The 26,355-nt window shown below is 70.5% G+C and carries 26 protein-coding genes; 15 read left to right on the top strand and 11 right to left on the bottom strand.

The genetic code is table 11. From position 1 onward, the window contains the following. Positions 1 to 10 precede the first annotated feature (10 nt). The 8 genes from QQM72_RS21210 to QQM72_RS21245 all read left to right on the top strand — a co-directional run bounded on the left by QQM72_RS21210 (position 11) and on the right by QQM72_RS21245 (position 9,081). Entirely contained in the window at positions 11 to 808 is a 798-nt protein-coding gene (locus QQM72_RS21210) for a rhamnogalacturonan acetylesterase (protein WP_314222437.1), read from the top strand. A 76-nt stretch (positions 809 to 884) separates the two neighbouring features. Continuing rightward, complete coding sequence (locus QQM72_RS21215) at positions 885 to 2,216, top strand: pectate lyase family protein (RefSeq protein ID WP_314222438.1); 1,332 nt, start codon at positions 885 to 887, stop codon at positions 2,214 to 2,216. A gap of 83 nt (positions 2,217 to 2,299) precedes the next feature. After that, positions 2,300 to 3,445: a pectinesterase family protein gene (locus tag QQM72_RS21220; protein ID WP_314222439.1), complete on the top strand. Its 1,146-nt coding sequence runs from the start codon at positions 2,300 to 2,302 to the stop codon at positions 3,443 to 3,445. A gap of 4 nt (positions 3,446 to 3,449) precedes the next feature. Next, positions 3,450 to 4,478, top strand: coding sequence for a pectinesterase family protein (locus tag QQM72_RS21225; protein WP_314222532.1), 1,029 nt, complete (start codon positions 3,450 to 3,452; stop codon positions 4,476 to 4,478). Next, complete coding sequence (locus tag QQM72_RS21230; RefSeq protein WP_314222440.1) at positions 4,465 to 5,691, top strand: dienelactone hydrolase family protein; 1,227 nt, start codon at positions 4,465 to 4,467, stop codon at positions 5,689 to 5,691. Before QQM72_RS21225 ends, QQM72_RS21230 begins: the two co-directional genes overlap by 14 nt. Before the next feature lie 49 nt (positions 5,692 to 5,740). Then, the gene (locus QQM72_RS21235) at positions 5,741 to 6,853 is read left to right on the top strand and encodes a right-handed parallel beta-helix repeat-containing protein (RefSeq protein ID WP_314222441.1); all 1,113 of its coding nucleotides are present in this window, start codon (positions 5,741 to 5,743) and stop codon (positions 6,851 to 6,853) included. Positions 6,854 to 6,995: 142 nt separating this feature from the next. Beyond that, positions 6,996 to 7,793, top strand: a complete 798-nt coding sequence (locus QQM72_RS21240; protein WP_314222442.1) for an HAD family acid phosphatase — start codon at positions 6,996 to 6,998, stop codon at positions 7,791 to 7,793. Between the two features lie 133 nt (positions 7,794 to 7,926). Continuing rightward, complete coding sequence (locus QQM72_RS21245; RefSeq protein WP_314222443.1) at positions 7,927 to 9,081, top strand: right-handed parallel beta-helix repeat-containing protein; 1,155 nt, start codon at positions 7,927 to 7,929, stop codon at positions 9,079 to 9,081. 27 nt (positions 9,082 to 9,108) lie between these two features. On the opposite strand, the gene QQM72_RS21250 is transcribed toward QQM72_RS21245, so the two are convergent. Beyond that, positions 9,109 to 9,990 (bottom strand): hypothetical protein, encoded by an 882-nt coding sequence (locus tag QQM72_RS21250; RefSeq protein WP_314222444.1) that lies wholly within the window; start codon positions 9,988 to 9,990, stop codon positions 9,109 to 9,111. Next, positions 9,987 to 10,556 (bottom strand): SigE family RNA polymerase sigma factor, encoded by a 570-nt coding sequence (locus QQM72_RS21255; protein WP_314222445.1) that lies wholly within the window; start codon positions 10,554 to 10,556, stop codon positions 9,987 to 9,989. The genes QQM72_RS21250 and QQM72_RS21255 overlap by 4 nt, the downstream gene beginning before the upstream one ends. Before the next feature lie 268 nt (positions 10,557 to 10,824). Here QQM72_RS21255 and QQM72_RS21260 point away from each other — a divergent pair, with 268 nt between their 5' ends. Further along, complete coding sequence (locus QQM72_RS21260; RefSeq protein WP_314222446.1) at positions 10,825 to 12,273, top strand: NCS2 family permease; 1,449 nt, start codon at positions 10,825 to 10,827, stop codon at positions 12,271 to 12,273. A 58-nt stretch (positions 12,274 to 12,331) separates the two neighbouring features. Here the strand turns inward: QQM72_RS21260 and QQM72_RS21265 are convergent, their stop codons facing one another. The 3 genes from QQM72_RS21265 to QQM72_RS21275 form a co-directional block, all read right to left on the bottom strand. Then, complete coding sequence (locus QQM72_RS21265) at positions 12,332 to 13,789, bottom strand: peptidoglycan D,D-transpeptidase FtsI family protein (RefSeq protein WP_314222447.1); 1,458 nt, start codon at positions 13,787 to 13,789, stop codon at positions 12,332 to 12,334. A 108-nt stretch (positions 13,790 to 13,897) separates the two neighbouring features. After that, positions 13,898 to 14,368 (bottom strand): GNAT family N-acetyltransferase, encoded by a 471-nt coding sequence (locus QQM72_RS21270; protein WP_314222448.1) that lies wholly within the window; start codon positions 14,366 to 14,368, stop codon positions 13,898 to 13,900. A gap of 3 nt (positions 14,369 to 14,371) precedes the next feature. Beyond that, complete coding sequence (locus tag QQM72_RS21275; protein WP_314222449.1) at positions 14,372 to 15,145, bottom strand: IclR family transcriptional regulator; 774 nt, start codon at positions 15,143 to 15,145, stop codon at positions 14,372 to 14,374. Positions 15,146 to 15,284: 139 nt separating this feature from the next. Here QQM72_RS21275 and QQM72_RS21280 point away from each other — a divergent pair, with 139 nt between their 5' ends. The 5 genes from QQM72_RS21280 (at position 15,285) to QQM72_RS21300 (ending at position 20,095) form a co-directional block, all read left to right on the top strand. Beyond that, complete coding sequence (locus QQM72_RS21280; RefSeq protein ID WP_314222450.1) at positions 15,285 to 16,814, top strand: aldehyde dehydrogenase (NADP(+)); 1,530 nt, start codon at positions 15,285 to 15,287, stop codon at positions 16,812 to 16,814. A gap of 138 nt (positions 16,815 to 16,952) precedes the next feature. Next, on the top strand, positions 16,953 to 17,561 hold the full coding sequence (locus tag QQM72_RS21285; protein WP_314222451.1) for a DUF1349 domain-containing protein: 609 nt from the start codon (positions 16,953 to 16,955) through the stop codon (positions 17,559 to 17,561). Positions 17,562 to 17,598: 37 nt separating this feature from the next. Then, complete coding sequence (locus QQM72_RS21290; RefSeq protein WP_314222452.1) at positions 17,599 to 18,114, top strand: GNAT family N-acetyltransferase; 516 nt, start codon at positions 17,599 to 17,601, stop codon at positions 18,112 to 18,114. A gap of 115 nt (positions 18,115 to 18,229) precedes the next feature. Further along, positions 18,230 to 18,946, top strand: coding sequence for a DsbA family oxidoreductase (locus QQM72_RS21295; protein ID WP_314222453.1), 717 nt, complete (start codon positions 18,230 to 18,232; stop codon positions 18,944 to 18,946). 96 nt (positions 18,947 to 19,042) lie between these two features. Further along, a complete protein-coding gene (locus QQM72_RS21300; protein WP_314222454.1) occupies positions 19,043 to 20,095 on the top strand; it encodes an aminotransferase class V-fold PLP-dependent enzyme in 1,053 nt (350 codons plus the stop codon). A 35-nt stretch (positions 20,096 to 20,130) separates the two neighbouring features. Here the strand turns inward: QQM72_RS21300 and thpD are convergent, their stop codons facing one another. From thpD to QQM72_RS21330, 6 genes are all read right to left on the bottom strand, one after another. After that, a complete protein-coding gene (thpD, locus tag QQM72_RS21305; protein ID WP_314222533.1) occupies positions 20,131 to 21,018 on the bottom strand; it encodes an ectoine hydroxylase in 888 nt (295 codons plus the stop codon). Between the two features lie 5 nt (positions 21,019 to 21,023). Next, positions 21,024 to 21,428 (bottom strand): ectoine synthase, encoded by a 405-nt coding sequence (locus QQM72_RS21310; protein ID WP_314222455.1) that lies wholly within the window; start codon positions 21,426 to 21,428, stop codon positions 21,024 to 21,026. A 45-nt stretch (positions 21,429 to 21,473) separates the two neighbouring features. After that, complete coding sequence (ectB, locus tag QQM72_RS21315; RefSeq protein ID WP_314222456.1) at positions 21,474 to 22,745, bottom strand: diaminobutyrate--2-oxoglutarate transaminase; 1,272 nt, start codon at positions 22,743 to 22,745, stop codon at positions 21,474 to 21,476. Positions 22,746 to 22,806: 61 nt separating this feature from the next. Continuing rightward, entirely contained in the window at positions 22,807 to 23,313 is a 507-nt protein-coding gene (ectA, locus tag QQM72_RS21320; RefSeq protein WP_314222457.1) for a diaminobutyrate acetyltransferase, read from the bottom strand. Between the two features lie 270 nt (positions 23,314 to 23,583). Next, positions 23,584 to 24,111 (bottom strand): DinB family protein, encoded by a 528-nt coding sequence (locus QQM72_RS21325; RefSeq protein ID WP_314222458.1) that lies wholly within the window; start codon positions 24,109 to 24,111, stop codon positions 23,584 to 23,586. A gap of 96 nt (positions 24,112 to 24,207) precedes the next feature. Next, a complete protein-coding gene (locus QQM72_RS21330) occupies positions 24,208 to 25,308 on the bottom strand; it encodes a pyridoxal-phosphate-dependent aminotransferase family protein (protein WP_314222534.1) in 1,101 nt (366 codons plus the stop codon). Between the two features lie 183 nt (positions 25,309 to 25,491). Between QQM72_RS21330 and QQM72_RS21335 the strand changes: the two genes are divergently transcribed. Beyond that, complete coding sequence (locus QQM72_RS21335; RefSeq protein ID WP_314222459.1) at positions 25,492 to 26,355, top strand: transporter substrate-binding domain-containing protein; 864 nt, start codon at positions 25,492 to 25,494, stop codon at positions 26,353 to 26,355.

Below are 26,355 nucleotides of genomic sequence, written 5' to 3' on the forward strand. Positions count from 1 at the left end.
GGTGCACCTCGTGTCCCTTACCCGCAGACAGGTCACTTCGGCGGCGCTCGCCGCCGTACCGCTCGGCGCGGTGGCGGCCGGGCCCGCCACGGCCGGGGCCCGCCGGCCCCGCACGCTCTTCATCGCCGGTGATTCCACCGCCGCCCAGAAGTACTCCGACGCCGCTCCCGAGACCGGGTGGGGAATGGCGCTCCCCTTCTTCCTGCACAAGGACCGGCCCGTCGCCAACCACGCGGTGAACGGGCGCAGTTCGAAGAGCTTCGTCGACGAGGGCCGGCTCGACGCCGTCCTCGCCGCGATCCGGCCGGGGGACCTGCTCCTCGTCCAGTTCGCGCACAACGACGAGAAGAGCGCCGATCCGACCCGCTACACCGAGCCCTGGACCACCTACCAGGACTACCTGCGGATGTACGTGGACGGCGCCCGTGCGAAGGGCGCCCGGCCGGTGTTCGCCACACCCGTCGAGCGCCGCAGGTTCGACGCCGAGCAGAACGCCGTGCCGACGCACGGCGAGTACCCGGCCGCCATGCGCGCGCTCGCCGAGGCGGAGCGGGTGGCCCTGCTCGACGTCCAGGCGCTGTCGCTCGCGCTGTGGCAGCGACTCGGCGTCGAGGAGACGAAGACGTACTTCAACTGGACCGAGACCGAGCAGGACAACACGCACTTCAATCCACCGGGCGCGATCGCCGTCGCGCGGCTCGTGGTGGGGGAGTTGCTGCGGACGCGGGTGCTCGGGCCGCGTGACGTGGTCCGGCTGCACGACGAGATCCCCACGTCCTGGATCACCTGGCCCGCACCGCTCGCGTAGACCCGCTGCACCCGCCGCACCCGCTACGGCTCGCGCAGGACCCGCACGCCTTTCGCCACAAGAGGAGAACCGTACAGTGCGTACACAGATATGTCATGGACGCGTCATAGCTGCCCTGGTGGGCTGCACCGCGCTGGTGCTGTCCGTCACCGGCACGGCGTCCGCCCGGGCCGACGCCCACTCCAGCTCCTCGTCCCGCGACCTCGGCCGGCAGGTCCTGGGCGTGAACGACGGCTGGGCCGCCTACGGCACGGGAACCACGGGCGGGTCGGCCGCCGACGCCGCCCATGTGTACACCGTCACCACCTGGGCCGAGTTCAAGGCCGCCCTCGCCGCCGGCGGCAGCGCGCCGAAGATCATCAAGGTGAAGGGCGTCATCGACGCCGTCGCCGAGGGCTGTGACGCCTTCGCCGCGCCCGGCTACGACTTCGACGCCTACCTCGCCGCGTACGCGCCCGAGACCTGGGGCCTCGACACCGACCTGAGCGCCGAGCCCGCCGACAGCCCGGAGGGACTGCGGCGCGCCTCCGCCGCCGCCCAGGACACGGCCATCAAGGCGAACATCCCCGCCAACACCACCATCGTCGGCATCGGGAAGAACGCCGGCTTCAAGGGCGTCAGCCTTCAGATCAAGGCCGTCGACAACGTGATCATCCGGAACCTGGCCTTCGAGTCGCCCATCGACTGCTTCCCGCAGTGGGACCCGACCGACGGCGCGAACGGCAACTGGAACTCCGAGTACGACACGGCCGTCGTCTACGGCTCGACGCACGTGTGGCTGGACCACAACACGTTCACCGACGGATCGCACCCGGACAGCGCCGCGCCGACCTACTTCGGCATGTTGTACCAGCAGCACGACGGCGAGCTGGACATCGTCCGGGGCGCCGACTACGTCACCGCCTCCTGGAACGTCTTCACCGACCACGACAAGACGATCCTCATCGGCAACAGCGACAGCGAGTCGACGGCCGTCGGCGACCGGGGGCACCTGAAGGTGACCTTCCATCACAACCAGTTCTCGAACCTGGTCGAACGCGCTCCCCGGGTCCGCTTCGGGCAGGTCGACTCCTACAACAACCACTTCGTCGCCGACGACGCCTTCAGCTACAGCTTCGGCATCGGCAAGGAGTCCCAACTCGTCGCCCAGCACAACGCGTTCACGCTGCCGACGGGGGTCAGCGCGGCCAAGGTGCTGAAGCGCTGGAACGTGGCGCCGCTCACCGCCGACGACAACTACGTCAACGGCACGCTCACGGACCTGATCGCCGTGCACAACGCGGAGATCCCGGCCGAGGTCCTGGAGTCCGGCGCGGGCTGGACGCCGACCCTGCGCACCAAGGTCGACCCGGCGAAGGCGGTCCCCCGGATCGTCGACTGCGGCGCGGGCGCCGGGCGCCTGGGCTGATCCCTTCGACGACGGCCGGGGCGGGCGGCGCCCGTCGCCGCCCCGGCCCCCTCAGCAGAGCCGCACTGTCAAGGAGCACCCGCATGTCCTCGCCCCGACACCCCCACGACCCCCGACTCCCGCTCTCCAGAAGAGGATTCCTGACGGCGGCCGCCGGCACGGCCGCCGCGCTCGGCCTCGCCGCCGTACCCGCGCGGGCCGCCACCGCGCGCCGCGGCCCGTTCGGCCGCCACGGCTCGCCGGCCGATCGGCTCACCCCGCGGACCCTGTACGTCGACCCGCTGGGCCGGGGCGACTTCACCGGCGTCCGGGACGCCGTCGCCGCCACCACCGGCAGCGGCTGGACCCTGGTCCTCGCCCCCGGCACCTACCGGGAGACCGTCGCCCTCGACGCCACCCGCACCGAGGCCACCTGGATCGGCGCCTCCGAGGACCCCCGTGACGTCGTCATCGTCTACGACAACGCGGCCGGCACCGCCAAGCCCGGCGGCGGCACCTACGGCACCACCGGATCGGCCACCACCACCGTGCAGGCCGACGGCTTCACCGCCCGCTGGATCACCTTCGCCAACGACTGGCTGCGCGCCGGCCATCCGGAGATCACCGGCACCCAGGCCGTCGCCATCAAGGTGCAGGGCGACCGCTCCGCCTTCCACCACTGCCGCTTCCTCGGCCATCAGGACACCCTGTACGCCGACTCCGTCGCCCTCACCGCCTTCGCCCGGCAGTACTACGCGCACTGCTACGTCGAGGGAGACGTCGACTTCGTCTTCGGCCGGGCGACGGCCGTCTACGAGCACTGCCACTTCCGCACCCTGAACCGCACCGACCTGGCCGCGGCCCCCTACGGCTTCGTCTTCGCCCCCTCGACGGCGGGCGCCAACCCGCTCGGCTACCTGGTCGTCCGGGGCCGGATCAGCAGCGCGGCGCCCGACGCCTACTACAAGCTGGCCCGCCCCTGGGTCCCCAGCTCCGACACCACCGCCCGCCCGAGCCTCACCGTCCGCGACACCCGTCTGGAGGCCGGGATCGACGCCGTCGCGCCCTACACCAACATGTCGGCCTCCTTCCCCTGGCAGAGCCAGCGGTTCGCCGAGTACCGCAACAGCGGGCCGGGAGCGCGGATCACCGTCCCCGAGAACCGTCCCCAACTCACCCCGGAACAGGCGCGATCGGCCACCCGCGGGGCCTACCTGGGCGACTGGGAGCCCTGGAAGGGGGAGTGCTGAGATGCTGCGCCGACGCACCCTCCTCGCGGGCCTCACGGGCGCCGCCCTGGTCACCGCGACCCCGGCCCACGCCCGGTCCCGCCGCGTCCTGCACGTCCGGCCCGGCGACTCCCTCCAGGCCGCCGTGGACGCCGTCGACGGCCCCGGCGCGACGATCGTCGTGCACCCGGGTACGTACCGGGAAGTCGTGAACGTGCCTGCGGAGCAAGGCGAGTTGACGATACGCGGCGCCTCCCGTGACCCGCGCGCCGCCGTGCTCGTGTACGACAACGCAGGCGGGACCGCCAAGCCCGACGGGTCCGGAACCCACGGCACCGCGGGCTCCGCCACCTTCACCTCCGCCGCGCCCGGTCTCACCGTCCGCGACCTCACCCTCGCCAACGACTGGTTGCGCGCCGACCATCCGGAGATCACCGGCACCCAGGCGGTGGCCGCCTACGTCACCGGCGACCGCACGCACTTCGACCGCGTGCGCCTGCTGGCCCACCAGGACACCCTGTTCGCCGACACCACCGCGCTGGACGCCTTCGACCGGCAGTACTTCCACCGCTGCTACATCGAGGGGGACGTCGACTTCGTCTTCGGGCGGGGCCGGGCCGTCTTCGACGCCTGCCACTTCCACACCCTCCAGCGGGACGTGGGCTTCACCCCCAAGGGCATGGTCTTCGCCCCCGCCACCGCCCGCGCCAACCCCTACGGCTTCCTCGCGCTGCGCGGCCGGATCACCTCGGGCGCCGAGGACGCCGCGTACAAGATCGCCCGCCCGTGGGTGCCCTCGTACGAGACGACCGCCTGGCCCTCGCTGGTCGTACGGGACACCTGGATCGGCCCCGGCATCGACGCGGTCGCCCCGTACACCAACATGCGTGACGCCTATCCCTGGCAGACCATGCGCTTTCGCGAGCACGCCAACTCCGGCCCCGGCGCGGCGATCCCGGTGCCGGAGAACCGGCCGCAGCTGACCGCGGAGGACGCGGCCACCCACACCCGCCGGACGTATCTCGGGGGCTGGAGGCCGTATGGGCGCCCGTGACCCGGGGGTGGGGCGGCGGGCGTTCGTGGCCGGCACCGGCGCCGCGCTCCTGACCGGGGCCGTCGCCCCCGCCGACGCGCGGGCGGCCGCCGTGGAGGGACCGATGGCAGTCGTGGACGGACCGGCAGCCTCCGCGGACGGGCCGACGGCCGTCGTGGACGGGCCGCTGCCTGACTTCCACCCAGCGCTCAGAGCCGAGCTGACCTTCCCCCTGGCCTGGGGAAGGTCCCCGATCCGCGACTTCGGCGCCTGGCGCCGGGCCGCCCGCGCCAAGGTCGGGGAGTTGCTGGTCGTCGGACCACAGGACCGGACCCCGTACGCCCCCGAGTTCACCGACCGGCGCCGACAGGACGGTTACACCGGCGAGTTGGTGACACTCTCCCTCACCCGCCACGAACGCGTCCGCGCCGCGCTCCTCACCCCGGACGGCCCAGGCCCCTTCCCGGCCGTACTGCTCCTGCACGACCACGGGGCGAAGTTCGACATCGGGAAGGAGAAACTGGTCCGCCCCTGGTACGACGACACCCGGCTCGCCTCCGCGCAGGGCTGGTCGGAGCGCTACTTCAGCGGACGGTTCGTCGGCGACGAGCTGGCCCGGCGGGGGTATGTCGTGCTGTGCGCGGACGCCCTCGGCTGGGGCGACCGCGGGCCCCTCGCCTACGACCAGCAGCAGGCCCTCGCCTCCAACTTCTTCAACCTCGGCTCCTCGCTCGCCGGACTCATGGCCCGCGAGGACGCAAGGGCCGCCGGGTTCCTGGCCGGCCTCGACCGGGTCGACCGGGGCCGGGTGGCGGCCGTCGGGTTCTCCATGGGCGCCTACCGCGCCTGGCAGGCGGCCGCGCTCAGCGACGACCTCGCCGCGGCGGCGGCCGTCTGCTGGATGACCGGCCTGAAGGACATGATGGTGCCCGGCAACAACACCCTGCGCGGGCAGTCCTCGTACTACATGCTCCACCCCGGGCTTCCCCGGTTCCTCGACTTCCCCGACGTGGCGAGCATCGCCGCACCCAGGCCGATGCTGTTCTTCGACGGCGGGCTCGACCCGCTGTTCCCCGCCGACGGCGTCCGCGCGGCGCACGACCGGCTGCGCGCCGTCTGGCGCTCCCGTCACGCCGAGGAGCGGTTGCACCTGAAGAGCTGGCCCGACCTCGGCCATGTCTTCGTCGACCGCATGCAGGACGAGGTCTTCAGCTGGCTCGGCACCGTCCTGTGAACCGGTCCCTCGCCCCATCCCCCTGAACGACGGAAAGGACCCGCACTCCATGTCTCGTCGTACCGCTCTCACGGCCGTCGCCGCCCTCACCCTGGGCGCCGGACTCGCCGTCCTGCCCACCCAGGCGCAGGCCGCCACCGTGGTGGTCAGCAACTCCACCGACCTGTCCAACGCCATCAAGAACGCCACCGCCGGCACGGTCATCCAGGTCCGCGCCGGCACCTACTACCCGACGGCCACCCTCCAGTCCACGGCCAACGGCACCTCCTCGTCGCCCGTCACCCTCACGGCGTACGGCTCGGAGACCGTGAAGATCGACGGCTCGTCGCTGCCCGACGGCGACTGGATCCTCAAGCTGACCGCCGACTACTGGAACGTCTCCAACATCACCTTCCAGAACTCCCCGGACAGCGCGGTCGTCTGCCAGTCCTGCACCGGCACCAACTGGAACAACATCAAGACCATCAACGGCGGAGACTCCGGCTTCACCCTCACCGGAGACGGCACGGTCAACAACACCGTCAGGAACATCGACTCCTACGGCCACTACGACGCCGCGGGCCACGGCGAGAACGCCGACGGCGTCGCCGTGAAGTACGGCTCCGGCACCGGCAACCTCATCACCGGAGCCCGCCTCTACAACAACTCCGACGACGGCATCGACTTCTGGTCCTTCTCCTCGCCGGTCACCATCGAGCACACCTGGTCCTTCGGCAACGGCGTCAACCGCTGGTCCGACTCGGCCTTCGCGGGCGACGGCAACGGCTACAAGCTGGGCGGGGACGGCGAGGTGGTCGCGCACGTCGTCAACAACTCGGCCGCCTGGGGCAATGCCGGAAACGGTTTCACCGAGAACTCCAACAAGGGTGCGATCGTCATCAACCGCACCACCGCCTACGCCAACAGCAAGTGGGGCTACTACTTCGCCACCGGCGCCGCCAAGCTCGGCAAGAACCTGGCGGTCGGCAACGGCGGCGGCGCGGTCAGCAAGAGCTCGTCGGTCACCTCGGCCGGCAACAACTGGGACTCCGGCATCTCCACGCCCGCCTTCCGGTCCACCGACGCGAGCTCCACGTACAACGCGCGCAGTTCGAGCGGCACCCTGCCCACGACCACGTTCCTGACGACGGGTTCGACGACCATCGGAGCGACCATGGACTGACCTGCCGGGCACCCACCGGGCCGTCCGGGCGCGTGACCCGATCGTCCGTCCCGATCGCTTGACCCGATTTTTGCCCGTGAACGGGTAACGGTCGGGCAACGGGTCTCGCGCTCGGCCGTGTGACGCGCGTAGAAAACGTGTCATGCATAAGCCACTGCGCATCGCGGCCGTCGCCGCCGCCTGTGCCGTCGCCGGCGCCGCCCTGTACGGCGCCGGCGCGGCCACGGCCGGCCAGTCCACGGCCAACTCCACCCACGAGCCCTACAACATCGGGCTCCTGGTGAAGGACCTCGACACCTACTACGGCACCGCGCCGGACGCGAACGGCGTGTACCAGGCGTCGGCGACCAGCCCGTACGCCAAGGACCTCGCGAGCATCGACAAGGCCGCGAAGAAGTACATCGACCAGGCCGCCCGCAAGGCGGTCAGGAAGGGCGAGAAGCCCGCGGTCGTCTTCGACATCGACGACACGCTGCTGCTCAGCCTCGACTACGAGAAGCGGTACAACTACACCTACAGCTCCGCCACTTGGGCGGCGTACGTGAACAAGGCCGACCGGCCGGCGGTGTTCGGCAGCCCCGAACTCGTGCAGTACGCCGAGAAGAAGGGCGTCGAGGTCTTCTACAACTCGGGGCTCGCCGAGGCGCAGCGCACCGCCGCCGTGGAGAACCTGAAGAACGTGGGCGCCGACATCAACCTCGACGCCGACCACATGTTCCTCAAGAACGCGGCCACCCCGCCGTCGTACCTGAGCGGCTGCGCCACCCCGGGCGCCTGGACCTGCACGACCGTCCAGTACAAGTCCGGCACCCGCAAGCACATCGAGCGCGACCTCGGCTACGAGATCATCGCGAACTTCGGCGACCAGTACTCCGACCTCGAGGGCGGCTACGCCGACCGGACGTACAAGCTGCCGAACCCGACGTACTTCGTGAGCTGACGCAACTTTTTCGATCCCTTTCGGTGGCGCGGCAACCTGTTGCGGTCACGGTGACGACTGAGGAGCGGAAACGGGCCGGGGCGGCCCCTCCGGCCCGTTTCCGCTCTCACTCGCTCACCGAAAGGAACGCCCCGTGCGCATGAGCACCGGACGCCACCGCAGGACCCGCACCCTCTCGATCGCCGCCGCGGTGGCGGTCTCCGCAGGGGCGGGCGGCGTCTACCTCGGCCTGTCCGACGGCGATGCCGAAGCCGCCTCGTCGACGGTCACCGTCTCCACCACCGCCCAGCTGGAGACGGCCGTGCGCAACGCGGTCGCCGGTACCGTCATCCAGGTCCGCGGCGGCACGTACTACCCGACGGCAACCCTCAAGTCGACCGCCAGCGGCACGAGTTCGGCCCGGATCACGCTCCAGGCGTACGGCGCCGAGAAGGTGAAGATCGACGGTTCCAAGCTGCCCGCCGGCTCCTGGCTCGCCGGGATCTACGGCAGCTACTGGACCGTGCAGAACCTCACCTTCCAGTCCTCCCCCGCGCAGGGCTTCGTCGTCACCTCGTCGACCGGCGGCGTCTTCAGGAACCTGGTCACCGGCAACAACGGCGACTCCGGCTTCACCCTGCGCGGCGACAACACGGTGAACAACCTCGTGCAGAACCTCGACAGTTTCGGCAACTACGACGCCGCCGGGCACGGCCAGAACGCGGACGGCATCGCCGTCAAGTTCGGCTCGGGGACGGGCAACAGGATCACCGGCGCCCGGCTGTACAACAACTCGGACGACGGCCTGGACCTGTGGCAGTTCTCCACCGCGGTCACCATCGAGCACTCGTGGGCCTTCGGCAACGGCAGGAACCGGTGGAGCGACGCCGCGTTCGAGGGCAACGGCAACGGGTTCAAGCTGGGCGGCGGTGGCGTGGCCGTCGCGCATGTCGTCAACAACAACGCGGCCTGGGACAACACGCTGAACGGTTTCACCGAGAACTCCAACACCGGGGCGATCGTGCTGAACCGCAACACCGCCTACGCCAACACCGAGGCGGGGTTCTACTTCGCCACCGGCAAGGCCAGGCTCGCCCGCAATCTCGCGGTGGGCAACAAGGGCGGTTCGGACAAGCGGGGTTCGTCGGCCGTCTCCGCGGCGAACAGCTGGGACAGCGGGGTGTCCACGCCGGCGTTCACCTCGAAGGACGCGACGACGGCGTACGGCGCCCGCAAGGCGGACGGCTCGCTGCCCGCGACGACCTTCCTGACCACGGGCTCGACCACCGTCGGATCGACGATGAACTAGGACAGGCCCCAGGGCGGGCCCCGTCGGTCAGGAGTCGCCTTCGTCGTCCTCGGCGGAGGCGAAGTCGCCGCCCACGGAGCCCTGTTGCTGATCCGACCGGCCGGTGACCGCGTAGGTGTCGTCCTTGGCGTCGCGGCCGCCGCGGTCGTGGTCGTACTGCCCGGCGAACACCCACTCGCCCTTGGCGACCGTACGGCCCTCCTTGAGCACCCAGGTGTACACCAGGAAGCCGTCCCGCTCGGCCACCGAGAACGTGAAGTCGTCCTCGGGCAGTGAGCGCCAGGCGCCCGCCGACGAGACCCCGCCGGTCTGCGCGACCTTCAACTGCACCGTCAGTTCGGTGAGCGCCTCGGACGTCTTGATCGTGACGTTGCTCTGCGCCCAGAAGTCGTTGCTGTGCGGGTCGACCGAACCGTCCGACCACAGCGGGCCGTCCTCGACGTCGGTCGTCGCCGGCAGCAGCGTGGCCGCCGCGGGCGCGGAGGGCGTCGCCGCGGAGCTCCGCGACGGGGAGGCGCTCGGCTTCGCCGGGTCCTTCGCCCCGCCGCCGGAGCTCGGCGTGGGCTTCGGCGAGGCCGGCGGGCGGCTCGTCGCGTCCGGGGACTCCACCGGCGGCGGGGAGACGGAGACCGTCTGCTGCGCCGGGGTGTCGTCCTTCACGGCGGACGCCACCGCGTAGCCGCCGACCGCGAGCATGCCCGCGACCGCCGCCGTGGCGCCCACGATCCGGGCCCAGCCCCACAGGACCGGGCGGCTCGCCCGGTGATCGGACCGTTCCGGTGCCTGTCCCTGTCCCGCCATGCCCCGCTCGACGCGGGCCAGGATGTACGCCCGGTCGGGTTCGTGTGCCTCGGCCGCCTCGTGCAGCCGGGCGCGCAGATCGTCGTGCACGTCCCGCTGCATCGTCATCGGTCCCTTCCTGAGGCCGAGGCCTCGCCGGTGCGCACCATGGCAGGCATCTTGAGCGGAGCTCCCCTGGCACCGAGCAGTTTCTGGAGCTCGGCCATTCCCTTCGAGGTCTGGCTCTTCACCGTACCGACCGAGACCCCCAGGGCGAGCGCCGTGTCCTTCTCCGACAGGTCGAAGGCGTGCCGCAGCACGACACAGGCCCGTTTGCGGAACGGAAGTCTACGCAGCGCCGACTGGACGTCCACCACGCCCGCGATGTCGGGGTTCTCCGTCTTCTCCTCGCGCTGCGACCAGAACAGCGCGATCCTGCGGCGCTCCCGGACGGCGCTGCGGATGCGGGTGCGGGCGAGGTTGGCGACGACGCCGCGGGCGTACGCCACCGGATGGTCGGCCGCGCGCACCCGGTCCCAGCGGTTCCACAGCGCGAGCAGCGCGTCCGCCGCGAGATCGTCGGCGGCGTCCGCCTCACCGGTCAGCAGATGGGCGAGACGGGACAGTTCGGCGTAGTGGCGATCGAAGAAGGCATGGAATTCCACGGAGGCGGCGTCGTCGACGACTGTGCCCACGGGTGACCTCTTCTCGGAACGACTGGTATGCCTGTGTGTGTCATGTGAATGACATGCGGATGCCCCGAGGAGGTGGCCGGGGCGAGATCGGGAAGCGTAGCAGTGATCGACTACTCGCTTTCGTGCGGGGGTTCGAACATCAGGTGGCAGGCCGAACGACTCCGGAGTCCGATTCCGTAACACGACGAAAACCTGAAGACGGTTCAACGCGGGAACAATCCAGCCAGCATCCGCACTCAGATCATTCAGGCACCTAGGAGCACCAGCCATGTCCGAGACGAAAGTGACGGCCGACCGGCCAGGTACCGCGCCACCCGCGGCGAACAGCGTCGACCGGTACTTCAGGATCTCCGAGCGGGGATCCACCTTCGGCCGGGAGATACGCGGCGGCTTCGCCACGTTCTTCACCATGGCCTACATCCTTGTCCTGAATCCCATCATCCTGGGCAGCGCCAAGGACAAGTTCGGGCACCAGCTCGACGCCGTCCAACTCACCACCGCCACCGCCCTGGTGGCCGCGGTGATGACGATCATCATGGGCGTCGGCGGCAACCTGCCCCTCGCCCTCGCCGCGGGCCTCGGCCTGAACGCGGTCGTCGCCTTCCAGATCGCCCCGCTGATGAGCTGGGACGACGCGATGGGCCTCATCGTGCTCGAAGGCCTGCTGATCTGCGTGCTGGTGGTGACCGGACTGCGTGAGGCCGTCATGCACGCCATCCCGCAACCGCTGAAGCAGGCGATCAGCGTCGGCATCGGCCTGTTCATCGCCTTCATCGGCTTCGTCGACGCCGGCTTCGCCAGCCGTATCCCCGACATCGCGAACACCACCGTCCCCGTGCAGCTCGGCGCCACCGGCACCCTCACCGGCTGGCCGGTGCTGGTCTTCTGCCTCGGAGTGCTCCTGACGATCGGTCTGCTGGCCCGCAAGGTCAAGGGCGCGATCCTGATCAGCATCGTGACGATGACGGTCCTCGCGATCGTCATCAACTCCCTCGCGGACATCAAGTCCTGGGGTCTGACCACGCCCTCGTGGCCCGACAAGGTCGTCGGCACCCCCGACTTCGGACTGATCGGTCACTTCAGCCTGTTCGGCGCCTTCGGCGAGACCGGCGTCATCACCGTCGTCCTGCTGATCTTCACCCTGGTCCTGTCCGACTTCTTCGACACCATGGGCACCGTCGTCGGCATCAGCGCGGAGGCCGGACTGCTGGACGAGAAGGGCGACGTGCCGGGCCTCGGACGCGTGCTGCTCATCGACGGCGCGGCGGCGGTCGCGGGCGGCGCGGCCTCGTCGTCCTCCGCGACCTCCTACATCGAGTCGGCCGCAGGTGTCGGCGAGGGGTCACGCACCGGCTTCTCCAACCTGGTCACCGGCTCACTGTTCGCGTGCGCGCTGTTCCTGACGCCGCTCCTCACCATCGTCCCGCTCCAGGCGGCCGCCCCCGCGCTGGTCGCCGTCGGCTTCCTGATGATGACCCAGGTCAAGAACATCGACTGGGACAAGTACGAGATCGCGATCCCGGCGTTCCTCACCATCGCCGTGATGCCGTTCACCTACTCGATCACCAACGGCATCGGCGCGGGCTTCGTCGCCTACGTCGTCATCAAGACGGTGCTCGGCAAGGCGAAGGAGGTCCACTGGCTGCTGTGGGGGGCCTCGGCGCTGTTCGTCGTGTACTTCGCGATCGACCCCATCGAGCAGGTGCTGGGCGTGTAGTCCCGGGGGCGACGCCGGATCCCCGGCCGGGAGCGGTCCCGGCCGGGGATGCCGGTGCTCAGCTCTGCAGCGCCGCTTCCATCATCGCCTTCGCGACCGGCGCGGCCAGCCCGTTCCCGCTGACCTCGGACCGCGCGGCGTCTGACTGCTCGACCACGACCGCCACGGCGACCTCCTTGCCCGAGGAGTCGGACTTCCCGTACGACGTGAACCAGGCATACGGCGCCTTGCTGTTGTTCTCGCCGTTCTGGGCCGTGCCCGTCTTGCCGCCCACGGTGACGCCGTCGATGAGCGCGTTCGTGCCGGTGCCCTTCTCGACGACCGTCTGCATCGCCGACCGCAGCTGCTCGGCGGTGGAGGAGCTGACGATCTGCGTGGCCGACGCCTCCTCGTCGTAGTCCTCGAGGACGTCGCCGCCGCCGTCGGTGATCTGCGAGACCATGTGCGGCGAGACGAGCTTGCCGCCGTTGGCCATGGCGGCCGACACCATGGCCATCTGCAACGGCGTCGCGGTCACGTCGAACTGGCCGATGCCGGTCAGGGCGGTGGACGACTCGTCCATGCCGGACGGGTACACGCTCGGGTACGCCCGCACCGGCACGTCCTGGCTGTCGTCGTTGAAGCCGAACTTCTCGGCCGTCGCCCTCAGCTTGTCCTGTCCGAGCTGGACGGCCATGTGCGCGAACACGTTGTTGCAGGAGTACTGGAGCGCGACCCGGATCGTGGCGTTCTCGCAGGGCGCGGACGTGTTCTCGTTCTTCAGGACCGTGCGCGTGCCCGGCAGGGTGTACGGGTCCTCGCTGTCGGTCTTCTCGTCCACCGACGAGTACAGCCCGTCCTCCAGCGCGGCCGCCGCCACGACCAGCTTGAACGTCGAGCCCGGCGCCAGCGGCTGCCGCAGCGCCCGGTTGGTGAGCGGCTTGTCGGAGTCCGCGTTGAGCTTCTTCCAGGCCGTCCCGGCGGTGTTGGCGTCGGTCAGCGTCGACGGGTCGTACGACGGGGTCGACACCACCGCGAGGATCTGGCCGGTCGTCGGGTCGACCGCGACGGCCGCGCCCTTCTTGTCACCGAGCGCGTCGTACGCCGCCTTCTGCACGTCCGGGTCGATCGTGGTGATCACGTTGCCCGGGTCGGCCCGCTTGTCGGTGACCGTGTCCAGCGCGGTCTTCAGGCGGGTGTCCGTGCCGTTGAGCAGGTCCGCGTAGATGCCCTCCAGCTGTGTGGGGGCGTAGCTCTGCGAGGCGTAGCCCGTCACCGCCGCGTACAGCTCGCCGTCCGTGTACGTGCGCTTGTATCTGAGGTCGCCGCCCGTGGTGACGGCCGAGCCGGTGATCGCCTTTCCGGCCACGATGATGTTCCCGAGCGGCTCCGCGTACGTCTCGATCGCGTTGCGCCGGTTGTCCTTGTCGTCCGCGAGTGCCCGGCCCTCGTAGAACTGCACCCAGGTCGCCCGGAGCAGCAGGGCGAACACCAGCAGCAGCGCGAAGACCGAGGCGCGCCTGATCGTCTTGTTCATTGCGAACGGAAAGACGAGCGGGAGGGAGGCGATCGTTCCCGTCCGCCCGTTTTCTCATCGACCGTTCATCCGAGACGGTTCATCCGGGCCCGTCCACCGCGGCCGGGCTCAGGCCTCCAGCCGCAGCACGATCTCCTCGATCTCCCCGCCCCGCGCGTTCGCGTAGCCGGTGGCCCGGGCGGTGGACCGGAAGCCGCACTTCTCCAGGACCCGCAGGGAGCCCGCGTTGTCGGCCGCCGCCCGAGCGAACAGCGGCCGTTCCCGGACCTCGGACACCAGTGCCCGCAACGCCTGCGTGGCGATGCCCCGGCCCCAGTAGGCGCGGTCCACCCAGTACGTCACCTCGCGCTCGCCCGGCTCCCCGTACACCGCCGCGCTGCCGACGACGTCCCCGTCGGCCAGGATCGTGCGCGGCACGGCGGACGAGGCGCGGATCCTCGTCCAGTGGGCGTCGAACGCGTCCCGGTCGGCCGGATCCTTCGCGGTGAACGCGGCCATCCGCAGGGACTCGGGGTCGTTCATCTGCCGGAAGAACACCGGCAGATCGCTGTCGTGGACCTGGCGCAGGGAGATCAGCATGTCTCAGAGCCTACGGGTGGCCAGGGTGAGCCGGTCGCGTGCGTCGAACAGCGCGTCCTTCACCAGTTGCTCGTGCGCGGGGGTGAGCCTCGCCACCGGCACCGAGCAGCTGATCGCGTCCCGGGCCGGCGTGCGGTACGGGATGGCCACGCCGAAGCAGCGCAGGCCCAGCGTGTTCTCCTCGCGGTCCACCGAGAAGCCCTGCTCGCGGATCTGGTGCAGCTCCTCGATGAGCTTCTCGCGGTCCGTGATCGTGTGCTCGGTCAGCGCGGGCAGCGTCTCCGGCAGCAGCTTGCGGACCTGCTCGTCGGTGCAGGTGCTCAGCAGCGCCTTGCCCAGCGAGGTGGAGTGGGCGGGCAGCCGGCGCCCGACCCGGGTGAAGGGGCGCAGGTAGTGCTGGGACTGGCGGGTGGCGAGGTACACGACGTTCGTGCCGTCGAGCCGGGCCAGGTGGATGGTCTCGGTGGTGTCGTCCGAGAGCCGGTCCAGGGTGGGGCGGGCCGCCGCGACCACCTCGTCGCCGTCGATGTAGGACGTGCCGACGAGCAGCGCCCGAACCCCGATGCCGTACCGCGTGCCCGTCGCGTCCGTCTCCACCCAGCCCAGCTCCACCAGCGTGCGCAGCAGCATGTAGAGACTGGACTTGGGATAGCCGACGGCCTCCTGGACCGACGCCAGAGAGTGCATTCCTGGGCGGCCGGCGAAGTATTCCAGCAGCTCAACCGTCCGCACCGCGGACTTGACCTGCGCCCCGCCCCCCGTCTCGCCAGCCGACATCGCCCTTGACCCCTTCGTTCGACGGGAAATACGCTCCGACAGCATATTCATCATCAGAGACAGCGTTCAGTATATCGAACGACCCTGGTGGATGAGCCAGTACCAAACGTGGTCAGAACCAAGCGTGGAGGGACCCGCGGTGGCAGCAGCACCAGTCTGGAGTGTCGACCCCCGAACCGGGAAGCAGCGTGAACAGGTTGCGGTGGAGGCCACGGCCCAGGAGGTCGACGCCGTCGTCCGCGCCGCCCATGAGGCGCGCGGCTTCCTCGCTGACCGTACCGTCCGCGCCGCCTTCCTGCGTTCCGCCGCCGACCGGCTCCAGGCGGCCAAGGACACGCTCGTGGAGGTGGCCGACGCGGAGACCGCGCTCGGCCCGGTCCGGCTGACCGGAGAGCTCGCGCGCACCTGCTACCAGCTGCGCGCGTTCGCCGACATCGTCGACGAGGGCGCGTTCCTCGACGTCGTCATCAGCCACCCCGACGACACCGCCACCCCGCCCATCCCCGACCTGCGCCGCTACAAGGTGCCGCTCGGGGTGGTGGCCGTGTACTCGGCGTCCAACTTCCCCTTCGCCTTCTCCGTCGCGGGCGGTGACACCGCCAGCGCGCTCGCGGCGGGCAACCCGGTCGTCGTCAAGTCCCACCCCGACCACCCGGGCCTGTCCGAGCTGGTCGCCAAGGTGGTGCGCACGGCCGCCGCCGAGCACGGCATCCCTGCGGGTGTGCTGGGCCTGGTCCACGGCTTCGAGTCCGGCGTCGAGCTGATCAAGCACCCGCTGGTGGCCGCGGCCGGTTTCACCGGGTCGATCCGGGGCGGACGCGCGCTGTTCGACGCGGCGACGGCCCGTCCGGTGCCGATCCCGTTCCACGGCGAGCTGGGCTCGCTGAACCCGGTCGTGGTGACCGAGGCGGCCGCGGCCGAGCGGGCCGAGGCGATCGGCACCGGCCTCGCCGGGTCCATGACCCTGGGCGTCGGCCAGTTCTGTGTGAAGCCGGGCCTGGTCCTGGTGCCGTCCGGCGCGGCCGGCGACGGACTGGTCAAGTCGCTCACGGACGCGGTGAGCGACACCGACGCGGGCGTGCTGCTCGACCACCGGATGCGCGACAACTTCATCGCCGGGGTGGCCGAGCGGGCCGAGCTGCCCGACGTGGAGTCGCCGGTGACGCCCGGCGCGGGCGGCGAGCACACCGTCAGCGCGGGCTTCCTGACCGTGCCGGCCTCCCGGCTGACCGCCGAGGGTGCGCACGACCTGCTGCTCGAGGAGTGCTTCGGGCCGGTCACCGTCGTGGTCCGCTACGACGACGAGGGCGAGGTCAGGGCGGTGCTGTCGCGCCTGCCCGGAAACCTCACGGCGACCGTCCAGCTGTCCGAGGGTGAGGCCGCGGGCGAGGGCCGGGGCGGGGAGATCCTCGCCGAGCTGACCCCGCTGGCCGGGCGCGTGCTGGTGAACGGCTGGCCCACGGGTGTCGCCGTCGCGCCGGCCCAGCATCACGGCGGGCCGTACCCGGCCACCACCTCCACGTCCACCTCTGTCGGCGGGACCGCCATCGAGCGGTGGCTGCGGCCGGTCGCCTACCAGAACGCTCCCGCGGCGCTGCTGCCCGTGGAGCTGCGGGACGAGAACGAGCTGGGGCTGCCCCGCCGGTTCAACGGGCGGCTGGAGCGGTAGCGCTCCGCGCGAGCGTCGTCGGGGCGCGGTGGACTGTCGGGTACAGGTCTCCCGTGGTGTGCCGCGCCCCCGCGGCGGAGTGCGCATCGACGCGGCCCCGCGCCCCGTGCAGCTCCCGACGCCCCTGATAATCAGGTCATGGACGTTTCCCTTCCCGAACTGCCGTTTCCTCTGCGCACCTATGGACCGGACGGGCACTGGTCCCACGAGGACGGGGTGCTCACCGGGTGGGCCGGGGCCAGGCAGGACCGCTTCGTGCCGCCCACCGGGGACGGGGTGGACACCGCCGCCGACGCGCCCCGGCTGCTGGGGGCGCCTGAGGGCGACTTCCAGCTCATCGCGCGCGTCACCGTCGGTTTCAACTGGGCCTTCGACGCCGGGGTGTTGTACGTCCACGTCGGTGAACGGGCCTGGGCCAAGCTGTGTCTGGAGTACTCCCCGGACGTGGCCACCGTCTGCACGGTGGTCACCCGGGGGCACTCCGACGACGCCAACTCCTTCACCGTGGAGGGCAGTTCGGTCTGGCTCCGGGTGAGCAGGACCGGCCGCGCCTTCGCCTTCCACGCCTCCCGGGACGGCAGACGGTGGACCTTCGTCCGCCTGTTCACGCTGGGCGAGGAGAAGGAGACCGGCGCGGCCCTGGTCGGCTTCATGACGCAGTCCCCGATGGGCGAGGGATGTGTCGTCACGTACGACCATCTCGAGTTCAGGACCGAATGGCCGGACGACCTGCGGGACGGAAGCTAGCCGGAACCGAGGTGAGGGCCCTCTCGTCCTCTCCTGCATGATCGAAGAACGCGTCACGGGAAACCGGGTGATCCGCACCGCCGTCCCCGCCGAGGCGGAGAGGGTCGCCGCGCTGCACGCGTGCGCCCGGGCCACGTACTACCCCGAAGGGGTCCCGCAGGACGGCACCGACTGGCTGGGCGCCTGGCGTTCGGCCATCGAGCGGCCCGACGGCCATGTGCTGTGCGTCGTCGAGCAGGGACGGCTGGTCGGTCTCGCCTCCTTCCGCACGCCGGAGGGCGCGCCCGTGCACACGGTCAAGCTGTTCCAGTTCCACGTCGACCCCGGCCACTGGCGTTCGGGGATCGGCACGGACCTGCACACGGCCTGTGTGGAGCAGTGGCGGGCGGACGGGCGGCGCACGGCCGTGCTCGACGTGCACGTCGACAACCGGCGGGCCCAGGCCTTCTACGCCCGGCAGGGCTGGAGCCCGGACCCGGAGAACCCGCCCGGCGAGGGCGAGCACCACCTCTGGCTGAGGTACGCGGTGACCGGGGAGCGGCAGGTGGAGTGACCGGGGAATGAAACGTCCTGCTTGAACGTTCATGCACTCGTCGGAGGGAACCTCCGTGCGGATCTCCCGCGGGGGAGCTCCGCAGCCAGCCGTACGACCTGGAGAGAGCCGAGACATGCGCGTCGAGATCTGGAGCGACATCGCCTGCCCCTGGTGCTACGTGGGCAAGGCCCGCTTCGAGAAGGCGCTCGAGGCCTTCCCGCACCGTGACCAGGTCGAGGTGGTGCACCGTTCCTTCGAGCTGGACCCGGGCCGCGCCAAGGGCGACGTCCAGCCCGTACTGGCCATGCTCACCAAGAAGTACGGGATGAGCGAGGCGCAGGCGCGGTCCGGCGAGGAGAACCTGGGCGCCCAGGCCGCCGCCGAGGGCCTCGACTACCGCACCCGGGACCGCGACCACGGCAGCACCTTCGACATGCACCGGCTGCTGCACTTCGCCAAGGAGCACGGTCGGCAGGACGAGCTGATCCAGATCCTCTACCGGGCGAACTTCGCCGAGGAGCGGTCCGTGTTCGCCGAGGGCGACGAGCGGCTGGTGGAACTGGCGGCCGAGGCCGGTCTCGACGCCGAGGCCGCCCGCGAGGTCCTCGGCGACCCGGCCCGCTACGCGGACGAGGTCCGCGCCGACGAGCGCGAGGCCGCTCAGCTCGGTGCGAACGGTGTGCCCTTCTTCGTCCTCGACCGCGCCTACGGCGTCTCCGGGGCCCAGCCCGCCGAGGTCTTCACCCAGGCCCTCACCCAGGCCTGGGGCGACCGCTCCCCGCTGAAGCTGATCGACGACGGCGGCGCGCAGGCCTGCGGACCGGACGGGTGCGCGGTCCCGCAGCAGTGAAATCCGCAGGTGAGAGCCGATCTATAAGTTCTCCTTAGCGGAATCACGTAAAAATCGGCAATGGACGAGGGGTTCTTGGGGTCCCACAGTGGACGCATGGAGACCTTCGAGAGCCTCGTCCGCGCCGAGTTCACCCCGAAGACCACGTACCTGAACACGGCGAGCAACGGCCTGCTGCCGGCCCGTACCGTCGCCGCCCTGCACGAGGCGGCGGTGCTGCGCGCCGAGGGCAGGCCGCTGACCCCGCTGCACGAGGACGTGGAGGCCTGCCGGGCCGCGTACGCCCGGCTGGCCGGCGTCCCGGTCACCCGGGTGGCGCTGGGCGCCTCGGTCGCCGCGCACAGCGGCGTGATCGCCGCCTCGCTCCCCGCGGGCGCGGAAGTGCTCACCGCCGAGGACGACTTCACCTCCGTGCTCAACCCGTTCCACGTCCGCGGGGACCTCAAGGTCCGGGCCGTCCCGCTGGAGCGGATCGCCGAGTCCGTCCGCCCGGGTACGGCCCTGGTCGCGGTGAGCGCCGCCCAGTCCGCCGACGGCCGGATCGCCGACCTCCCCGCCCTGCGCGAGGCGGCCCGGACGCACGGCGCACGCACCTACGTCGACTTCTCGCAGTCGGCAGGCTGGCTTGCGGCGGACGCCGACGCCCACGACTTCTCCGCCGCCGTCTCCTTCAAGTGGCTGCTCGGCCCGCACGGTGCGGCCTTCCTGGTGGTCCCGGAGGACTTCGGCGGGCTGTCACCGGTCCTCGCGGGATGGGTGGCCGGCGAGGAGCCCTGGGACAGCTGTTACGGCCCGGTGGCCGAACTCGCCCACTCGGCACGGCGGTTCGACCTGACGCACGCCCTGTTCACCTACGCCGGACTGCGCCGCTCCCTCGAACTGGTGGAGGAACTCGGCGTGGCGGCCATCGGCGCCCACGACCTCGCTCTCGCCGACCGCTTCCGCACCGGACTGGCCGGGCTCGGCCATCGGCCCGTCGCCGCGCCCGGCTCCGCGATCGTCTCGGTGCCGGGACTCGGCTTCCGCCAGCCCGAGCTGGCCGCCGCCGGCATCCAGGTCTCCGACCGCTCCGGCCATCTGCGCGCCTCCTTCCACCTGTTCAACACGACGGCCGACGTCGACCGCCTGCTGAACGCCCTGTCGGCCTGAGCCTCCCGACGCCCGGCAGGCGGGGGAAAGAGGGTTCACCGCACGGGCGTGAAGTCCCGCGCGCCGATGTACTCCGGCCGGCGGACCGGCGCCGCGAACGGCTCCACGGCCGTGTTCTCCACGCTGTTGAACACGATGAACACGTTGCTGCGCGGGAACGGCGTGATGTTGTCGCCGGACCCGTGCATGCAGTTGCAGTCGAACCAGGTCGCCGAACCGGCCTTGCCCGTGAACAACTTGATGCCGTAGTCGCCGGCCATCGCGGTCAGCGCCTCGTCCGAGGGGGTGCCCGCGTCCTGCATCTGGAGCGACTTCTTGTAGTTGTCCTCGGGCGTCGCCCCGGTGCAGCCGAGGAACGTCCGGTGCGAGCCCGGCATGATCATGAGCCCGCCGTTGGTGTCCAGGTTCTCGGTCAGCGCGATCGACACGGACACCGTCCGCATGTTCGGCAGACCGTCCTCGGCGTGCCAGGTCTCGAAGTCGGAGTGCCAGTAGAAGCCCCCGGCCCCGAAGCCCGGCTTGACGTTGATCCGCGACTGGTGCACGTACACGTCCGAGCCCAGGATCTGCCGGGCCCGCCCCACGACCCGCTCGTCGCGGACGAGCGCGGCGAACACGGGACTGAGCTTGTGCACCTCGAAGACGGAGCGGATCTCCTTGGACTTCGGCTCGACGATCGACCGCCCGTCGGCCCGGATCTCCGGGTCGGCGACCAGCCGCTCCAGCTCCCGCCGGCAGACGGTGACCTCGTCGTCGCCGATCAACTGGTCGACGGCGAGGAAGCCGTCGCGCTCGTACTCCTGGAGGCCGGCCGCCGGGATCGGGCCCGGCGTGTCGGGGGAGCCCCAGACGACGGGATCCTGGCGGGGTACGGACACCTCGGTGGTGCCACGGGTGGGGTAGAGATCGGTGAGGGTGGTCACGATGCTCACACCTCCTCGGGCTCGGTCAGCAGGGGGTAGACGCCGTTCTCGTCGTGGTCCTCCCGTCCCGTGACGGGCGGGTTGAACACGCAGATGCAGCGGAAGTCGTCCTTGACGCGGAGCGTGTGCCGCTCGTGCCCGTCGAGGAGGTACATGGTGCCGGGCGTGATGGTGTGCGTCCGCCCGGTCTCGTGGTCGGTCAGTTCGGCCGCGCCCTCGACGCAGACGACGGCCTCGACGTGGTTCGCGTACCACATCGACGTCTCGGTACCCGCGTACAGAATCGTTTCGTGCAGCGAGAACCCGACCCGTTCCTGGGCGAGCACGATGCGCTTGCTCTCCCAGGTGCCGGACGCCGCCCGCACATGCCGGTCGGTGCCTTCGATGTCCTTGAACGAACGGACGATCACGGTGGTGCGATGCCTCCTAGATAGGGGATACGGGGTCCGAGGACGTCAGACGGTCTCCCGTACGGCGCGGGCGACGACACTGAGGCCCTCGTCCAGTTCCTCGGGGGTGATGGTCAGGGCGGGGAGCAGTTTGACGACCTCGCTCTCCGGACCGGACGTCTCGATCAGCAGCCCGAGCTCGAAGGCCCGCTTCGCGACCCGCCCGGCCCGCGCCTTCTCGTGGAACTCCAGGCCCCACACGAGACCGCGGCCCCGGTACTCCTTGATGTCGGCGAGGTTCTCCTCGGTGATCGAGATGAGACCCTGCTCGATCTGCTCGCCCCGCGCCCGGGTCTGCTTCTCCATCGCGGACCCGTCGGCCCAGTACGTCTCGAGGGCGGCGGTGGCGGTGACGAAGGCCGGGTTGTTGCCGCGGAAGGTGCCGTTGTGCTCACCCGGCTCCCACACGTCCAGCTCGGGCTTGAACAGGCAGAGCGACATGGGCAGTCCGTAGCCGCTGATCGACTTGGAGACGGTCACGATGTCCGGGACGATCCCGGCCTCCTCGAAGGAGAAGAAGGCCCCGGTGCGCCCGCATCCCATCTGGATGTCGTCGACGATCAGCAGCATGTCCTGGCGCTCGCACAGGTCCTTGAGCGCCCGCAGCCACTCCGGACGCGCGACGTTGATGCCGCCCTCGCCCTGCACGGTCTCGACGATCACGGCGGCGGGCTTGTTCAGGCCGGACCCCTGGTCCTCGAGCAGCCGCTCGAACCACAGGAAGTCGGGGACCTGGCCCTCGAAGTAGTTGTCGAACGGCATCGGCGTGCCGTGCACCAGCGGTACCCCGGCGCCGGCCCGCTTGAAGGCGTTGCCGGTCACGGCGAGCGACCCGAGGGACATCCCGTGGAAGGCGTTGGTGAACGACACGATGGCCTCGCGTCCCTTCACCTTCCGCGCCAGTTTCAGGGCCGACTCCACGGCGTTGGTGCCGGTCGGGCCCGGGAACATGACCTTGTAGGGCAGGTCACGCGGCCGCAGCACCAGATCCTGGAAGGTCTGCAGGAAGGTCCGCTTGGCCACGGTCGACATGTCGAGCCCGTGCGTGACGCCGTCCCGCATCAGATAGTCGACCAACGCCCGTTTCAGCACGGGGTTGTTGTGGCCGTAGTTGAGGGATCCGGCGCCGGCGAAGAAGTCCAGGTAGCGGTGACCGTCCTCGTCGTGCATACGGCTGCCCTGCGCCCGGTCGAAGACCGCGGGCCAGCTGCGGCAGTAGCTGCGCACCTCGGACTCGAGGGTCTCGAACACGCTGAGGTCGGGCTGGGTGATGGTCACGACGAAACGCTCCTCGGAGTGGGGGTCGCAGGCACAGGCGGGCGGAGGCGGGGCGGGCGGGTCAGAAGGCGAGGGGGCCGATCCGGTACAGGACCTCGGGGTCGTGCGGGCCGTCGGGGAACAGGCCGGCGCCGAACAGCACCTCACGGGTGACGGTCGCCCCGTGCCGGTCGGCGAACGACGTGAACAGCCGCTCGGAGGCGGTGTTGCCCGGCGTGATCGTGGTCTCCACGGCGGTGAGCGGGCGTTCGGCGGCGACCCGCGAGGCCAGCCCGTCCAGCAGGGCGGCGGCGAGGCCGCGACCACGGTGCGCGGCGTCGACGGCCACCTGCCAGACCAGCAGGGTCTGCGGGTCCTCAGGCCGGACGTACCCGGTCACGAACCCGACCGGCTCGCCGCCCTCCGCGCGGGCCACCGCCGAGGTGGCGGCGAAGTCGCGACACCACAGCAGATAGCTGTAGGACGAGTTCAGGTCGAGCGTCCCGGATTCCTTCGCGAGACGCCAGAGCGCTGCGCCGTCTTCCATCGACGGGCTGTCGATACGTAGGTCTGCTTGTGCGGCAGTCATGCGGATTGAACTTACCCAGGGAAATTCGAAAACGCATGGAGAGGCCGTGGTGATTCCGTGATGCCACCGGGGCAGGTGGCGGTTTTGTCCACTTATGCACCCCGCGAAAGGTGCATATCGCTCCGCTTGTGCAATGCGTCACGCACTCGAAACCTGCCCGAAATTCCCTGCGTTTAGGTACGGTGAATCGGGGCAGAAGAACTCAGGAAAGCTATCGTCGAGAAGAAGTCCGGGAAAGGAGTCGACGGGAATTCGGGAATTAACCTGAATTCAGGCTCCCTTGACCCCGTCGATACTCTCCCGAAGAATGTCCGCGTGGCCGTTGTGGCGGGCGTACTCCTCGATCATGTGGATCAGCACCCAGCGCAGGCTGACCTCGAGCCCGGCCATCGGCCCGTCGGCGATCCGCCCGGTGGCCTCGAGCGGCCGCCCGGCGATCAGCTCACGTCCGCGCGCGATCTCCCGGCGCCAGGCGGTCAGCGCCCCGTCGAGGCCCCGCCCGGCGTCGAGGGCGTACCCGGTGCCCTCCTCGAAGACGGGCGGCACGTCCAGTCCGGCGAACGCCCGCTGGAACCAGTTGCGTTCCACCTCGGCGAGATGCTGGACGAGACCGAGCAGGGTCAACTCGGACGGCTCGGCCGCCGGTTGCCGCAGCTGCTCGTCGTCCAGCCCCGCGCACTTCAGCTCGAGCGTGGCTCGGTGGAATGCCAACCAGCTCTCCAGCATGGGGAGTTCGTCACCGGTCAGCAGGGGGACGGGTCGGCCGTCGGGGAGCATGAGGGGAGTGTCGGAGGTCATGCGGGGCAGCATGACAGGCGGCACCGACAGCGGGGCTTCGACAGCGGGGCTTCGACGTCGTCCGGCGGCGGACCGGGCCCGGTGGACCGGCCGCGCCTACCGCCAGGCGCCCTCCACGGCCCGCCGGGCCCCTTCCGGATCGACGTCCCGGCCCTTCTCCGCCAGCGCGGCACCCAGCGCCGCCAGGCATCCCTGCACCACGCCGACGGTCGCGTCGCCTCCGTAGTGGTTGACCCGGATCATCTCCGTGGCCAGCGCGCCCCCACCCGCGGCCAGCGGCAGCCCGGAGTCGCTCGCCAGCGCCCGCGCCACCAGCTCCGAGGCCACCACCCCCGACGGCGTGCGCAGCGTCGTGGCGACGGGCGCCGCCTCCGCCGCGTCACGCACGTACGGCTCCAGCCCGCCGCCCAGTGCCAGGGCGCCGGCGCGCGTCGCGGCGGCGGCGGACGCGTGCCGGGCCATCACCGTCTCCGGCCGCTCCGCCTCGATCCGCTCGACACACGCCTCCAGCGCCAGCATCTCCAGCTGCGCCGGCGCGTGCAGCAGCGCCTTGCGGCCGCCGTCGACCCAGCGCTCCTTCCAGTCCAGCAGGGACAGGTACGACCGGCGCGGCGCCCTCGGGTTCGCGGCCATCCGCGCCCACGCCCGCTCGCTCACCGACACCGCCGACACGCCCGCCGGACCGCCCATCGCCTTCTGCGCGCCGATCACGCACAGGTCCACGCCCCACGCGTCCGGCAGCACCGGCTCCGCGCCGATCGAGGCGACCGCGTCCAGGTAGAACAGCGCGCCGTGCTCCCGCACCACCTCGCCGATCTCCGCGACCGGGTTGGTGTTGCCGGTCGCCGCCTCCGCGTGCACCAGCGACACGAAGTCGATCCCGGGGTGCTCGGCGAACGCCTCCCGGATCTGCGCGGCCGTCACCGCCGTGTGGAAGGGCACCGCCAGGTCGATCACCGTGGCGCCGCAGTCCCGCAGCCAGTCCCCGAAGGTCTGCCCGTACGGGCCGGTGATCACGTTGAGCGCGGTCGTGCCCGGACCGGCCGCAGCGCGGATCGCGCCCTCCAGCGGCAGCAGCGCCTCGCCCTGCATGATCACGACGTCCTGCCGGGTGTCCAGCAGCCGCGCCACGCGGTCCTCGATCGAGGCGAAATGCGCGGCACTCAGCGGGGCAAGATCCAGGAACGGGTGTGTCACGGCGGTGCTCTCTTCACTCACTGGGTAGAGGTGACGAGACTAACCGGCACGCCCCCCACCCTTCCCGCCCTCCCCACCGGCCACTTCGCAGGCCGCACGGCCCGGTGACCAACGGTTTGATTTGAGAGCCTCAAACATCTCCTTATAATCGGAACCCACAGTTCCCTTACAGGAAGGCCCGCCGTGAACACCCTCCCCGGCCGCCGGACCCGCGTCCTGGCCGCCACCACCGTGACGGCCGGGCTGATGCTCGTCGCCGCCTGCACCTCCACCGATGACGGCGGCAGCGGCTCCAGGACCGCCGCCGGCGGGGTCGAGCTCGTCAAGGCGGGCCAGCTCACCACCTGCACCCACCTGCCCTACCCGCCCTTCCAGTCGGAGATCGACGGCAAGGTGCAGGGCTTCGACGTGGCCCTGATCGACCTGGCCGCCAAGAACCTGGGCGTGAAGCAGGAGATCCTCGACACGCCGTTCGAGAACTTCAAGACCGGCGCCTTCCTCAACTCCGGCGAGTGCGACCTGGCCGCGGCCGGCATGACCATCACCGACGAGCGCAAGAAGAACGTCGACTTCTCCGACCCCTACTTCGAGGCCACCCAGGCCGTCCTGGTCGACAAGGGCGCGGGCGTCACCTCGCTCGCCGACGTGAAGTCCAAGGGCGTCAAGCTCGGCGCCCAGGCGCAGACCACCGGCGAGGACTACGCCAAGAAGCAGGGCTTCGACCCGGTCTCCTTCGAGTCCTCCGACGCCGTCCTCAACGGTCTGCGCACCGGCCAGGTCAAGGCCGTCATCATCGACTTCCCGGTCGTCCAGGGCTGGCTGAAGGACAAGGCCAACGCCGACGCCTTCAAGGTCGTCGACAACCTCAACACCGGCGAGCAGTACGGCTTCACGGTGAAGAAGGGCAACACCAAGCTGGTCGCCGCGATCAACAAGGCGCTGGCGGACGCGAAGGCCGACGGCACCTACAAGAAGCTGTACGAGAAGTGGATCGGCCCGTACGACGAGTCGGCCGCGTCCCCGTCGGCCGCCGCCTCGGCCTCCTGA

This window comes from Streptomyces zaehneri, from assembly GCF_032248645.1.
GTDB lineage: Bacteria > Actinomycetota > Actinomycetes > Streptomycetales > Streptomycetaceae > Streptomyces > Streptomyces coriariae.

Excerpts from the sequence above, each read along its gene's own strand:
- QQM72_RS21220 (WP_314222439.1), top strand. The coding sequence starts at position 2,300 with ATGTCCTCGCCCCGACACCCCCACGACCCCCGACTCCCGCTCTCCAGA.
- QQM72_RS21230 (WP_314222440.1), top strand. The coding sequence starts at position 4,465 with ATGGGCGCCCGTGACCCGGGGGTGGGGCGGCGGGCGTTCGTGGCCGGC.
- QQM72_RS21235 (WP_314222441.1), top strand. The coding sequence starts at position 5,741 with ATGTCTCGTCGTACCGCTCTCACGGCCGTCGCCGCCCTCACCCTGGGC.
- QQM72_RS21240 (WP_314222442.1), top strand. The coding sequence starts at position 6,996 with ATGCATAAGCCACTGCGCATCGCGGCCGTCGCCGCCGCCTGTGCCGTC.
- QQM72_RS21250 (WP_314222444.1), bottom strand. The coding sequence starts at position 9,990 with ATGACGATGCAGCGGGACGTGCACGACGATCTGCGCGCCCGGCTGCAC.
- QQM72_RS21260 (WP_314222446.1), top strand. The coding sequence starts at position 10,825 with ATGTCCGAGACGAAAGTGACGGCCGACCGGCCAGGTACCGCGCCACCC.
- QQM72_RS21265 (WP_314222447.1), bottom strand. The coding sequence starts at position 13,789 with ATGAACAAGACGATCAGGCGCGCCTCGGTCTTCGCGCTGCTGCTGGTG.
- QQM72_RS21270 (WP_314222448.1), bottom strand. The coding sequence starts at position 14,368 with ATGCTGATCTCCCTGCGCCAGGTCCACGACAGCGATCTGCCGGTGTTC.
- QQM72_RS21275 (WP_314222449.1), bottom strand. The coding sequence starts at position 15,145 with ATGTCGGCTGGCGAGACGGGGGGCGGGGCGCAGGTCAAGTCCGCGGTG.
- QQM72_RS21285 (WP_314222451.1), top strand. The coding sequence starts at position 16,953 with ATGGACGTTTCCCTTCCCGAACTGCCGTTTCCTCTGCGCACCTATGGA.
- QQM72_RS21290 (WP_314222452.1), top strand. The coding sequence starts at position 17,599 with ATGATCGAAGAACGCGTCACGGGAAACCGGGTGATCCGCACCGCCGTC.
- QQM72_RS21295 (WP_314222453.1), top strand. The coding sequence starts at position 18,230 with ATGCGCGTCGAGATCTGGAGCGACATCGCCTGCCCCTGGTGCTACGTG.
- QQM72_RS21300 (WP_314222454.1), top strand. The coding sequence starts at position 19,043 with ATGGAGACCTTCGAGAGCCTCGTCCGCGCCGAGTTCACCCCGAAGACC.
- ectA (WP_314222457.1), bottom strand. The coding sequence starts at position 23,313 with ATGACTGCCGCACAAGCAGACCTACGTATCGACAGCCCGTCGATGGAA.
- QQM72_RS21325 (WP_314222458.1), bottom strand. The coding sequence starts at position 24,111 with ATGACCTCCGACACTCCCCTCATGCTCCCCGACGGCCGACCCGTCCCC.